The 12,530-nt window shown below is 63.2% G+C and carries 12 protein-coding genes; 8 read left to right on the top strand and 4 right to left on the bottom strand.

Features of this window, described 5'->3' with window-relative positions:
• Positions 1 to 9: 9 nt before the first annotated feature.
• On the bottom strand, positions 10 to 900 hold the full coding sequence (locus tag K883_RS17100) for a helix-turn-helix domain-containing protein (RefSeq protein ID WP_081656322.1): 891 nt from the start codon (positions 898 to 900) through the stop codon (positions 10 to 12).
• A gap of 104 nt (positions 901 to 1,004) precedes the next feature.
• Between K883_RS17100 and K883_RS17095 the strand changes: the two genes are divergently transcribed.
• The 7 genes from K883_RS17095 to K883_RS17065 are packed head-to-tail and all read left to right on the top strand — an operon-like array spanning position 1,005 to position 7,343.
• Positions 1,005 to 2,243, top strand: a complete 1,239-nt coding sequence (locus K883_RS17095; RefSeq protein ID WP_020822127.1) for an alkyl sulfatase dimerization domain-containing protein — start codon at positions 1,005 to 1,007, stop codon at positions 2,241 to 2,243.
• The gene (locus tag K883_RS17090; RefSeq protein WP_020822126.1) at positions 2,240 to 2,986 is read left to right on the top strand and encodes an SDR family NAD(P)-dependent oxidoreductase; all 747 of its coding nucleotides are present in this window, start codon (positions 2,240 to 2,242) and stop codon (positions 2,984 to 2,986) included. Before K883_RS17095 ends, K883_RS17090 begins: the two co-directional genes overlap by 4 nt.
• Positions 2,983 to 4,188, top strand: a complete 1,206-nt coding sequence (locus K883_RS17085; protein ID WP_020822125.1) for a sulfotransferase family protein — start codon at positions 2,983 to 2,985, stop codon at positions 4,186 to 4,188. Before K883_RS17090 ends, K883_RS17085 begins: the two co-directional genes overlap by 4 nt.
• A gap of 1 nt (position 4,189) precedes the next feature.
• A complete protein-coding gene (locus K883_RS17080) occupies positions 4,190 to 4,954 on the top strand; it encodes an SDR family NAD(P)-dependent oxidoreductase (protein WP_036455038.1) in 765 nt (254 codons plus the stop codon).
• Between the two features lie 25 nt (positions 4,955 to 4,979).
• Complete coding sequence (locus tag K883_RS17075; protein WP_020822123.1) at positions 4,980 to 5,792, top strand: sugar phosphate isomerase/epimerase family protein; 813 nt, start codon at positions 4,980 to 4,982, stop codon at positions 5,790 to 5,792.
• Positions 5,793 to 5,850: 58 nt separating this feature from the next.
• A complete protein-coding gene (locus K883_RS17070; protein ID WP_020822122.1) occupies positions 5,851 to 6,336 on the top strand; it encodes a VOC family protein in 486 nt (161 codons plus the stop codon).
• Positions 6,333 to 7,343 (top strand): zinc-dependent alcohol dehydrogenase, encoded by a 1,011-nt coding sequence (locus K883_RS17065; protein ID WP_036455037.1) that lies wholly within the window; start codon positions 6,333 to 6,335, stop codon positions 7,341 to 7,343. Before K883_RS17070 ends, K883_RS17065 begins: the two co-directional genes overlap by 4 nt.
• Before the next feature lie 312 nt (positions 7,344 to 7,655).
• Here K883_RS17065 and K883_RS17060 read toward each other — a convergent pair whose 3' ends face one another.
• The 3 genes from K883_RS17060 to K883_RS17050 all read right to left on the bottom strand — a co-directional run bounded on the left by K883_RS17060 (position 7,656) and on the right by K883_RS17050 (position 10,772).
• A complete protein-coding gene (locus K883_RS17060) occupies positions 7,656 to 8,888 on the bottom strand; it encodes a cytochrome P450 (RefSeq protein ID WP_008255373.1) in 1,233 nt (410 codons plus the stop codon).
• The gene (locus K883_RS17055; RefSeq protein WP_020822120.1) at positions 8,885 to 10,117 is read right to left on the bottom strand and encodes a CaiB/BaiF CoA transferase family protein; all 1,233 of its coding nucleotides are present in this window, start codon (positions 10,115 to 10,117) and stop codon (positions 8,885 to 8,887) included. Before K883_RS17055 ends, K883_RS17060 begins: the two co-directional genes overlap by 4 nt.
• A gap of 124 nt (positions 10,118 to 10,241) precedes the next feature.
• On the bottom strand, positions 10,242 to 10,772 hold the full coding sequence (locus tag K883_RS17050) for a nuclear transport factor 2 family protein (RefSeq protein WP_036428713.1): 531 nt from the start codon (positions 10,770 to 10,772) through the stop codon (positions 10,242 to 10,244).
• 114 nt (positions 10,773 to 10,886) lie between these two features.
• On the opposite strand from K883_RS17050, the gene K883_RS17045 reads away from it, so the two are divergent.
• The gene (locus tag K883_RS17045) at positions 10,887 to 12,500 is read left to right on the top strand and encodes a class I adenylate-forming enzyme family protein (protein ID WP_036428711.1); all 1,614 of its coding nucleotides are present in this window, start codon (positions 10,887 to 10,889) and stop codon (positions 12,498 to 12,500) included.
• Positions 12,501 to 12,530 lie beyond the last annotated feature (30 nt).

Raw genomic sequence — 12,530 nt, 5'->3', positions numbered from 1 at the left:
ATTGCCTAATCACGTCGCCTCATAGCGAGCAATGACCGTTTCGAGTTCGGCGGCGGTGCGACACATTCGCTGACCCAACTCCTTCAGGACGGTCGTTTCTAGCGACGCGAAGGGGATCACCGAGAGCGACATTACGACCGCGCCGTCGCCGTTCCGCACTGGAGCCATCACCATGGCCACTTCATTCAATTGGCCAGGGTGGAGCTCCCTGGTCAGGAAGTCGACCACGGTGCCGTCGGCGATGGCAGCGGCGAGGTTGGTGGTCACGATGTCGATGTCGCCATGCCCGCTCAGCGCTTGAAGCGCAGTGTGCACGGCGAGCCATTCTGGGCTCAGACGCTCGATGGCGTAGCCGCGGTCGCGCACGTCGGCCAGCACTTCGTCCATGCGAGAACGAAATTCGGGCCTCGCCGCTTTCAAGCGTGCGAGCCAAGCCCCATGCGTTTGGTCATCGGCCCACGCGACGAACTCGCGGCCGAAAGGGGCCAGGAACGGGACGTGAAAGCCAAGGCCCACCTGGGCAGCTGTTGCCGTCTGACCCGCGGTGTCGATCACCGTCATGTCAGTTCCGTTGCGCCGTACCAGCAGAACCTGCATCTGAAGTTCAATTGCCAGTTCAGCCAGGCGGGCTCGGACGAGCCGTCGTCCCGCCCCGGACGGACGAACCAATGTCTCGACGGCTGGGCCGCAACTGAATTGACCAGACTCGGGGTCCCGGATTACCCAATCGTGAACGGCCAGTGCATTGAGCACTGCGTGTGCGGTCGCTCTGCTGATTTCCAACGCTCGGCCGACTTCGGTGACCGTGAAACGGCGGTCTGGGGCACCGCCCAACAGGCTCATGACGGCGACCACACGATCAGTGGGTGGCGAAACGGATTGACGCGGATGGGAACCCATGATTACGCTCGGTGTCACAATATCGATTGTATATCGAATATTCGATATAGCAAGCCCGGCCGATTGGACCACGCCTCACGGCCAGTGGAGAGGAAGTACGGCGCATGGCGTCAATTCATCACCGCCGACCCGGTGTCGAGGCGATTGCGGCTGCTTCGGGTCAACCGGCGACGTCGCTGGGCGATGGCATCTGGATGTCACCGGGGGTGTCGAACTCCTATGCCGTAGAGACCGACAGCGGGCGCGTCATCATCAACGCCGGAGTTTTCTACGAGGGGCCTTTGCATCGCGAGGCCTACCAGGCGGTGCCGGGACCGACCCACACGATCATCGTCACCCAGGGCCACGGCGACCACTGGGGCGGAGTTTCCGCACTTCGAGAACCAGACACCGCGGTGGTGATGCACGCCAATTACCACTATTGGCGCGACGACAACGAGCGACTCCTGCCGGTCCGAGTGCGCAACACGGCCTTTGCCTTCGAGAAATTCACCAGAGCAACACTCGAATACCTCAAGGACGTCGACATGTCGCTGCTCGACATGTCGTTTCCCGAGCCGACTACGACGTTCGATCGTCACCTGGGCCTGAACGTCGGCGGAAGGCAAGTGGATCTGCACTGGACGCCTGGAGGCGAAACCACTGATGCACTGGTTGCATGGCTACCCGAAAGCCGAGTCCTATTCACCGGCAACCTGTTTGGCCCGCTGTTCGGTCACGTCCCAAATCTGGTGACGATCCGCGGTGACCGGTACCGCGATCCGATCCAGTACATCGAGGCGCTGGATCTGGTGCTGTCCCTGCGGCCCGATCGCCTCATCACCGGGCACTTTGACCCCATCAACGGCGCGGACCTTATCGCGACCGAGGTCACCGCCATGCGCGATGCCATGCAGTGGGTACACGACCGCGTCATCGATGCCATGGTGTCGGGCTCCGATTTCTACAGCCTGATGAACGAAATCCACCTGCCCGAACGTTTCGACGTCGGCGAGGGTTACGGGCGGACCACGTGGAACTCCCGCGCCATCTGGGAGCTCTACGGCGGCTGGTTCCACCACCGCTCCACCACCGAGCTGTTCCCCATCCCGCCGTGGTCGGTCGCGCCGGATGTCGTGGCGGCCGCCGGCCCTGAACGACTCGTCGCGGCTGCCCGCGCGCGTCTGGACGCCGGCCAGGCGGTCGAGGCGCTGCACTTGACCGATCTGATCCTGGCCGGCGACGACTCCAACGCCGCCGCGAAGGGCGTCGCCATTGCCGCTCACGAGCATCTGCTCAACGATGCAGACAACTTCTGGGTGAAGGCCTGGATTGAGCACTCCATCAAAGGTTTATCGGCATGAACGCAGTCACCTTCGACTTCGCCGGCGCCAAGGTACTCGTCACCGGCGGCACGAGCGGTATAGGACAGGAGATTGCCACCCAATTCGCCAAGGCAGGTGCCGCGGTGGCCATCACCGGGACCCGTGCATCAGCCGAAGACTATGACGACGACCTCAGCGCATTCACCTACCGGCAATGCCAGCTCCGCGACGAAAAATCAGTCGACGAACTCGCCGCGTCGCTCGGCGAACTGGACATCCTGGTCAACGCCGGCGGCCCCTTCCCGGAGTGGAAGGATGAATGGACCCCCGAGGGCTTCGCCCTATCCCTGACGCAGAACCTCTTCGGCGCGATGCGTTTGACTATGGCCTGTGAGGGTCTGCTCAAGGGCAGCACGGCACCCGGCGGCGCCAACGTCGTCAACACCACCTCGATGTCGGCGTTCCGTTCGGCGATCCTGTCACCGGGATATGGATCGTCGAAAGCGGCACTCACCGCACTGACGTGGAACCTCGCGCGCCGCTGGTGCAACGACGGCATCCGCGTCAACGCCGTCGCACCTGGCCTCATCCACACGCGACTGAGTGACCCCGGTATCAATCTCCCGCAAGTCGTCGATGTTGAAATCGGATTCCATACTCCGCTCGGGCGTCCCGGAAAGCCTGAAGACTGTTGGGCGGCAGTGCTTTTCCTGTGCAGTGAACCGGCCCGGTACATCACCGGGACCACCATCGCCGTCGACGGAGGGTACCTGACGGTATGAGCACCGATACGCCGTCCGCGGTGGATTACCGTGCGGTCCGCAGCCCCGATGACGTCCTGCGCCTCGCGCAGCAGCGCAGCGGTTTACGCGAAATCGATTCCGATTCCTGGCGGGAGGGATTGGCGATCCTGCTCGACGAAATTCACTCCTCGCCGCTGATCACCGACTCCGGCCGCGAATACCTGATCAGCAACTTCGCGCGGGTCCTCGCGAGCCGCCTGGAAGTGCACGATTACGCGAAGCGCCACCCCGAAGTGCGCGAGCAGGAGATCAAACGGCCCCTCGTCACCCTCGGGATGCCGCGCACAGGCACCACGGTGATCAGTTATTTACTGGGCGAAGACCCGGCACGCCGCTCGCTGCTGCACTGGGAGTGCATCCACCCGGTGCCGCCCGCGACCACTGCAACTCTGAAGAGTGATCCGCGATGCTTGGCCCTCCTGGAAGAGCAGAAGGTGATGCTGAAGATGGTGCGGAAGGCCAAAGTCGCCATCCCGCACTGGGAAGACGCGGATGGTCCGACCGAGGACATGTTCATCCACGCCGCCGATTTCAAGGCGCTGTCGTGGGAATCATGGCAGCCCACTCCTCGATACTCCGAATGGCTCATCGGCGAAGCGGACATGACAAGCACTTATGAGTATCAAAAGTTGGTGCTGCAAATCCTGCAGTCGAAGGCGCCTGGCACCTGGAACTTGAAAATGCCATCGCACGCGGTGCACATCGAAACTCTGCTGACCGTGTTCCCCGACGTGCGTATTATTTGGGCGCATCGTGACCCGTTCAAGGCCACGGGTTCGCTGTGCAACCTGCTGATGATGCCCCAGCAGGTGGTGATGAATGAAGCAGACATCGACCGGCACGCGCTCGGCCGCAAGGCCACCAATCAGATGCGCGCGCACGTCACCCGCCCACTTCGAGTCCGCGACCGCATCGGAGATGACCGCTTCTTCCACATGTATTACTCGGAGATGATGCGTGATCCGATTTCAGTGATGCGCAGTCTCTACGACTGGGCCGGCGATGAACTCACCGATGCCACCGTTGAGCGGATGCGTCGATGGCTTGCCGAACATCCTCAAGATCGGTTCGGTTCTGCCGCCTACTCATTGGAGCAGTACGGCTTGACTGTCGACGGGATCCGGCCCGTGTTCGACAAGTACTTAGCCGCCTTCGACATCGAACTTGAAGGGACTGCGTGACATGCCCGAAACTGGAGCGCATGTAACCGCTCGCAGACGAGTCCTGGTTACCGGCGCGGCCACGGGCATCGGCGCAGCCATCGTCGACGTCTTCCTGAATTCCGGCGCCGACGTCGTCGCCACCTTCCATGAGACGCCGACTCCCGAGAACTCCCAAGCCACCTGGCTTCGCTGCGACGTCACCAACGTCAACAGCGTCAACGAGACGGTCGACGCAGCCGCGGCGGAGATGGGAGGCTTGGACGCCGTCATCCATGCCGCCGGCCTCTGGCTACCGGGCATCGCGGGAGCGATCACCGACGCCGACATCGACCGGCTCGTGTCGATCAATGTGCGAGGGACCATTCACGTCAATCAAGCCGCTCACCGCATCATGCAGGGCTCCCCAGGCCGGATCATCAACTTCGGCTCGGCAGAAGCGGTTATGGGCAGCCCCATCTCGGCGGTCTACGCCGCCACGAAGGGAGCGGTACACGCGTGGACGCGTTCCGCCGCCAAGGCGTGGGCCAACGACAGGATCACCGTGAATGCGGTCGCGCCGGCAATGCAGACACCCGGAGCCGACCGCCTGCGTACTTTTCTCGGTCCCGAAGGCGCGGCGTTCATGGACGACCAAATGAAGCTGGCCATCCCGCTGGGGGGAACCCTCGGTGACCCGGCGAGGGACCTTTGTCCGCTTCTGGTTTTCCTAGCCGGCGAGGGGTCTGCGTTCATCACCGGCCAACTGCTTGCCGTCGATGGCGGCCTCGTCATGCTGGGCGCTTGAGACACCACACCGATCGGAGTACACAATGGACCGGCTAGGCATCGAATTCTTGAGCATCTTCGGCATGCCGCCACTCGAATTCATCTCTCTGACAGCCGAATTGGGATGCCACTACATTTCCACTGCGCTATATGGGGTGCCGCTGGCGGAGTTGGGTTACCCGACGTATTCGCTCAAGGACGATGAACGTCTGCGGCGTGAGGTTATCGCCGCCCTGGCCGATACCGGTGTGAAAATCTCGTTGGGCGAGGGACTGCTGATCCTGCCTGAGCGCGATTCGGCCACGGTGGCAGCCGATCTCGACGTGATGGCCGAACTGGGCGCCGAGAAGATCAATGTCGTGAGCTTCGAGCCCGATCTACGGCGAAGCTGTGACGAGTTCGCCGCGATCACCGAGATGGCTGCCCAGCGTGGAATGACTACGGTCACGGAAGTCGTGCCCGGCTTCACCATCGGAAACCTCCACACTGGCATGACGGTGGTTGAGTACGTCGACCGACCCGAATTCCGCCTGCTGATCGACACCATGCACATCGCCCGGTTGGGCACGCGGCCCGCCGACCTCGCAGAAGTTCCAGAATCCTGCATCGGATACATCCAGCTGTCCGACACCACGATGGTCAGCCAATTCGACGACTACAACTTCGAGGCCATGAACGAGCGGCTTGTCCCCGGTGCCGGTGAGGTGCCTCTGAAGGAGTACCTGGCCGAGCTCCCCAGAGACGTCGTCGTCGGCCTCGAGATGCCGCAACGCGAGGCCGCCCTCGCCGGTATCGGGGCCGTTGAACGACTGCGACCCGGCATCGAAGCGGCGCGGAAACTACTCGCGTCCATCTGACGACCGTCCCACACCGCGCACGAAGAAAGGCAACGCGAATGGAAGAAGGGCAAGGAAAATGAAGGCAGAAGATCTGTACCACTGCGGACTCGTCGTGGACGACTTCGACGCAGAGATGGCGTTCCTCACCGACGTCGCGGGTCATCGGTGGACTCAGGATTTCGAGGTGGACCAGACGGTCGAGATCGACGACGAAATTCACGTCGTCCCCCTGCGGCTGGCGTTCTCACTGACCGAACCACGCCTGGAACTCGTCCAGGCCGTTCCGAACACCCTGTGGGCCCCCTCGAATTCGGGCCTACACCATCTCGGATACTGGTCCGACGACATCGACGGCGACATCGCGGCGCTGCGAGAACGTCACTTTGTTGTCGAGGGACGGGGTCTAACCCCCGAAGGCGAGACACTCTGGGCCTACTGCAAAGGACCGATTGGTCCGCGGATCGAACTCGTCAACCTCGTGATGCAGCCCGTGATGGAGAGCTTCTTCGCCATGGGGGAACCCGACCCCGCACGCGTGGCCGGCGATCGGCCGATGCCATGAAGCAGGCGACAGTCATTGCCGTCGGCGAGACGGGGTTACTCGACGTTCCAAAGCCGCGAACCGGGCCGAGCGACGTCCTGTTGCGAATGCGTGCTTGCGGCGTATGCGGGTCTGACGGAATCTACATATCCATGGGCGGGGTTCCACCCATGGAGGGTCGCATGCCTCTGGGCCACGAACCCGCGGGTGAGGTCGTCGAGGTGGGCGCGGAAGTCGTAGGCATCCAGGTCGGGGATCACGTCGTGGTCAACCCGATGAGCGCGCCGAGCGGCATTATCGGAAACGGCGGCGCTACAGGGGCGTTGGCGCCCTACCTACTCATCGAGAATGCGATACGAGGACGCAGTCTCGAGGTGATACCCGAGCACGTGCCGTGGGAGGTCGCAGCGCTCAACGAGCCCATGGCCGTCGCCCTACACGGCGCCAATCGCTGCAACCCCCGAACCGGAGACAAGGTCGTCGTCTTCGGCGCCGGACCGGTGGGCCTCGGTGCAGTACTGGCGTTCAAATCACTGGGCGTGGGCCACATGGTCGTGATCGACCCAATCTCGGGCCGTCTCGAAAAGGCGCTGCAGGTTGGCGCCGACGCCGTGATTGACCCCTCCGAGGAAGATGTCGTCACTCGGCTCTTGGAACTGCACGGCGAGGGCGAATCAATGTTCGGCGGTCGGGTCGGGACCGATGTCTACCTCGACGCAGCGGGCGCGAAAGCCGTCGTCGACACCGTCCTATCGGCGGCGAAGAGGGGTGCGCGATTGACGATCGTGGGCGTCCATAAGGAACCCGTGTCGGTGGAGCTGCTCAACGTGATGGGCAATGAAATCGAGATCGTCGGATCCTGTGGATACCCCGACGAGATCTTCGAAGTGACAAAGGATCTGGTGGCCAACTGGCAGAAGTACGCCGTCATCATCAGCCACACGATTCCGTTCGATGACGTCGAGGAGGCACTGCGGCTGGCGGCCACCACCGGCGCCGCGGACAAAGTTGTCGTGACGTTCCCCTGACGTTGCGCGCGATCACCTTTGCGATTCGATCGCGGCGAACAAGGCTGTCCGTGGGCTCCGCTCAAAGCCGCTGAGTTGCACCGATCGCTCGGCGAATAACCGACTTGCGGCGATCACGACGCGCTCGCGGTTGCGTTCAGCGTCGGATCGCAGCGGCCTGCCCTGAGCCTCCGTCGACTGTGTGCTGTCAACTCGACTCCAGCCCATTCACGCTCGCCGACCCCGGCTCTTGTTGCACGATTCGAGTTCATGGGCGAGCTGATGCTTGTGCAGCTCGTGCACCGTCTGGCCCGTGTCGGCGTCCGCAACACTTCATCTGGTCCTGCGCACCGGCACGTTGGCCCACCCACAGACGTTGGACATCGCTACCCGGTGTAACCCGCTGCGGTCGACTTCGTATTCGGGGAGGAGATCCAGTAGTGCCTCGAGTGCGATGCGGCTTTCCATCCTCGCCAGCGCCGCTCCCAAACAGCTGTGTATGCCGTACCCGAATGCGAGATTGAAGCCCATCTTGCGCTCGCGGTCGATGTCCAGCCGATCGGGATCGGGAAACATGCGCTCGTCGCGCGTCGCCGATCCCGTGACCAACAGGACGGCGCTGCCTTCGGGAATTACCGTGCCGTGCAACATCACGTCGCGGGTGGCGGTGCGGACCTGGTATTGCGATGGCGCCTCATAGCGCAACAATTCCTCGATCGCCGCGGGAACCTTGGTGCGGTCCTCCTGTAACTTTCGCCACTGGTCGGGAAATTCGGCGAAGGCGACCATGGCGTTGCCGACGAGCTTGGTGACGGTCTCCGCGCCCGCTCCCCCGAGCATGGTGGCGAAGCCGGTGATGTCCACGTCGGTGAGCTTCTCCACCTGCCCGTCTCGCTCGATCTCGGTTTCGATGAGTCGGCTGATCATGTCGTCGCGGGGCTCGGCGCGGCGCTTTTGCACCAGGTTGTAGTAGTAGATCCCGGTCTTGGTCGAGGCTTCGAAACCTTCTGGGGTGGTGGCGATCTCACCGGGCCGGCGCTCGAGCAGCAGGTCGAGCCAGAGTCGAATCTGGTCGCGGTCCTGCTTCGGCACTCCCAGCATGGTGGTGATGACCTCGTTCGGAAACAGGGCCGAGAAGTCGGCCACCACGTCGAACGAGGACGGGTCGAGCGCGTGGACGCGTTCGTAGACCTTTTCGCGCACCATGTCTTCCAGCGCGGCGATGGCGCGCGGGGTGAACACGTTACTGACCAGTCGGCGCATCTTCTGATGTTCGGGCGGGTCCATCGAGATGATCACCTTGGGCACCGGCAGCGCGTCGTCGTGCGCCTGGACCATGTCCAGCGTGGCGCCCTTGGCGGACGAGAAGGTTTCGTAGTCTTTGGTAGCGGGCGCCACGTCGTCGTAACGGGTCAAGGCCCAGAAGTCCCACTTCGCGTTGTAATAGACGGGAGCCTCGTCGCGCAGGCGACGGTACGTGTCGAACGCACCGTTGAAGAAGTCGTCCGAAAACGGGTCGAAGTCGACAGGGTTATCCGACGCAATCCGCGATGGCGTTGCACTCATAGGATCGCCCCGGTTTCCTTGTAGTTCACGATGGTGTCCCAGTCCAAGCCTGCGTCCATCAAGACTTCTTCCGTGTGTTGGCCGTGTTCGGGCGCCCCCGGCGGGACGACGGCCCGTTCGTCGAACTGGACGGGATTCGTGGGCAACGAGTACGGCGAACCGTTCATCGTCGTGGTGGTCGCGACATAGCCGTTCGCACTCACCGCCGGGTCATGGCAGAGCTCGTCCGGTGTCTGCACCACCCCCCAGGCGCCGGAGAGGCCGGCCAGCTGTTGGCGCCATTCGGCGAGTGTGCGCCTTGCAAACACATCGTCCATCAGCGAGATGAGTTCCGTTCGGTGGGCGAATCGCGATGCGGGATCGGCGAATCGCGCGTCGTCGATCAATTCGGGCAGGCCGATAGCGCGCATCGCTTCGGCGTAGAACTTGTCGAGTTGCAGCATCATCAGCTGGACGTGACGGTCGTCCTTAGTGCGGTAGGTCCCGACCAAAGGGTTGGGTGCGTCGGCGTGGCTGTACTTCGGGATCGAGCTGCCGCCGTGGATCTGGCTTACCGCGACATCGGGACTGAGGTTCCAGGCCGCGAGGCCGAGCAGCGAGACATCCACGACCGATCCACGACCGGTGGTCGCCTTCTTGTACAGTGCGGCCGCGATCCCGCCTGCGATTGCCATGCCCCCGAGAAGATCTCCGAAGGCCGGCCGTGATCGCACCAACTCGTCGCCGTCTTCGGTGAGCATGGTGGCGATGCCGCCGCGCGCCCAGTAGGAGACGCCGTCGTAGCCAGGTTTGTCCGAATCGGGGCCCTTCGGGCCGTGCCCCGATCCGCGCACGTACACGATGCCCGGATTCGCGGCTTTGATGTCGTCGACGTCGATGCCCATCTTTTTGCGGCGACTCGGCAGATAACTGGTGAGAAAGACGTCGCACGTGGCGGCGAGCTTCCGGATGACCTCCTGACCGCCGGGAGTGCTCAGATCGACGCCGATCGACTTCTTCCCCCGGTTCGGTATCTCGATCATGTAATTGACCGTGCCCCCGCCCTCGTCGACGATTCCCATCGTGACGAGGCCACGCTGCGGGTCCCCGCCTTCGCGCGGCTCGACCTTGATCACCTCGGCGCCCCATTCCGCCAGCACGGCGCCGGCGGACGGTACGAAGGTCCACGCGGCAACCTCCAGTACGCGCACACCTGTGAGCACTTTGTCGACGGAAATGACGGCCTCCATTGATCGCAGTGGTACGAGTGCGAGCGCACCGACAGATTAACAACGGGGCGGAAACGCCCGATTACATTATGTGAGAATGTCAGTTTCGGACACGATTGTAAACCGTGGCGGGCGGCGCCACATGCTATGGGCGCGCCGATAGCCGCTCGGGCAGCGCGGGGTCTCCGTCGGCCCAGAAGGCCCGCCACGTCGGCATGCGCTGGGGCATGGCTGCGCGCAACCGAACGTCGGTCGGCCAGCGCATGAACTCCGGACCCGGGCGCTCCGTCACGTCGACCGAGTACCAAGGATGCTCCCGCCGCTTGACAAAGCACCACTGGCCGTTTCGGCGCTCGTAGACGTCGTCGTAACGCATCGTGATCACAAACCACCCGTCGCCGTCCTCGTGTTCGGCGCGGCAATACACAGATCCGGTCGCGTGGTCAGCGTCGACGAAGTCGAACTGGTGGCCGCAGATCAGATGGATGCTGCGGTAGAACCGCCGAAGCACCCGGTCGTACCAACGCTTCAGCGCGTCGCTGCCGCGCCCCTCCGCGCCGGCGTCGACATCGTCGACGAACAGCGCCACCAGCGTGTCGAGATCCCGGGCGTCGAGGGCCATGGCGTACCTACTGGGCAGCTGAGTGATCGCGAGACTCGATTCCACCCGGTCCAAACGATCGGCACTGGGCCGACGTCCGGCTTCTGTGGCCATGGCGAAATTGTAGGCCGAAAGAGGCGAATGAGAACCTTTGTTCTCGTTTTCTGCAAAGCCTACTATCCTGCGCTCATGCCCTTCCCGAATATCTTGCCCACGATTCCCGCTCTAGTGAGATCCTCCGCGGCACGTTTCGGGGACAAGCCGTTCCTCATCGCCGATGGCCACGAGTTGACCTACGCCGACCTTGACCGCCGCTCGGCTGCGCTGGCGATTGCCCTGTTGTCAGCGGGTATAAGCAAGGGTGATCACGTCGGGATCTTGATGCCGAACAGCGTCGATTGGGCGTTGGCCTGGTTTGCCGCCACACGCATCGGCGCGGTCGCGGTGCCCCTCAATACGTTCTATAAGGCGTCCGAACTCGCCTGGACCGCACGCCATGCTGACCTGCGGGCGATCCTGGCGTGGTCGCGATTCCGCAATCACGATTTCGTCGCCCGACTGCAGGAAGCGCTGCCGGGGTTATCCGCTCAGCGCGAGCCCGGCCGCATCGCGGTACGAAAAGCGCCGTTCCTGCGGACCGTTGCGGTGTGGGGACCATCCGATCAGCCATGGATGACAGCGATCGACGGTGATGGCGAGATGTCGGTCGACGACGCCGACTTCCTGGTCGATGTGGAATTGTGCGTAACGCCAGCCGATGACGTGACCATCATCTATACCTCGGGCAGTACCGGCGACCCAAAGGGGCCCGTGCACAGCCAGGGCACACTCGTACGGCATACCTACAACCTCACGTTCATGTACGGCGTCACCCAGGATGACGTGATGTTCACCGCCATGCCCTTCTTCTGGGTGGGAGGGCTGATCACAGGACTACTCGCGGTGATCCACCATGGCGCGACACTGGTCACCCAGCCCGCGTTCGACGCGGCCGAGGCGCTAGAACTCATGGAGCGCCACCGCGCGACAATCGCGTTGGGCTGGCCGCAGCAGGGCAAGACTTTGGCCGAGCACCCCGATTTTCCCGCACGCGATCTGAGTTCGGTGCAACGCACCAGCATGCCCGCGATGGTGCCACCCCAGCGTCGGCCAAAGGGCTCTAGCGGCCTGGGAATGACGGAGCTGTGTGGCAATCACATCGGGGTCGACCCATATCTGCCGCAGCCGCCCGATCGGTCCGAAACCGGCGGTCTGCCAATCGAAGGGCTGCACCATGTGCTGGTCGACCCTGACACGGGTCAGCCGGCGCCCATCGGCACGCCCGGCGAAATCTGGGTTCGCGGATACTCGTTGATGCAACGCCTGCACAAACGTGAGCGTGAGGAGGTGTTCACCGCTGACGGCTACTACCGGACGGGCGATTGCGGCGTCGAGTACGACGACGGTTGGATCAGGTTCACCGGTCGGTTGGGCGATCTGATCAAGACGGGTGGCGGCACCAACGTCACACCGAGCGAAGTCGAGCAGGCGCTGGCCGACTGCGACGGCGTGCTGGAGGCATACGTGGTCGGCGCCGAGAGCGACGAGCACGGGACGGTGGTCGCGGCGGCCGTAGTCCCGCGCGGCGAATCGGTGCTTGACGGCGAGTCCTTGCGCGCGCAGCTGCGTGACCGGCTGTCGGCATACAAGGTGCCGAAGTTCATCTGGGTCACCGCGAAGCAAGATCTCCCTTTCACCGCGACCGGAAAGGTCAAGAAGTCGCAGCTCGCGCAGCAGCTCAGCGGACTGCTGGCGCGCCGCTAAGGGGTGACCGGTTGCCCATCGGCCATGTTT

Source organism: Mycobacterium sp. TKK-01-0059 (genome assembly GCF_000709305.1).
Taxonomy (GTDB): domain Bacteria; phylum Actinomycetota; class Actinomycetes; order Mycobacteriales; family Mycobacteriaceae; genus Mycobacterium; species Mycobacterium intracellulare.
The sequence above is the reverse complement of the archived record's forward strand: the minus strand, read 5'-3'. Positions and strand labels throughout refer to the sequence as shown.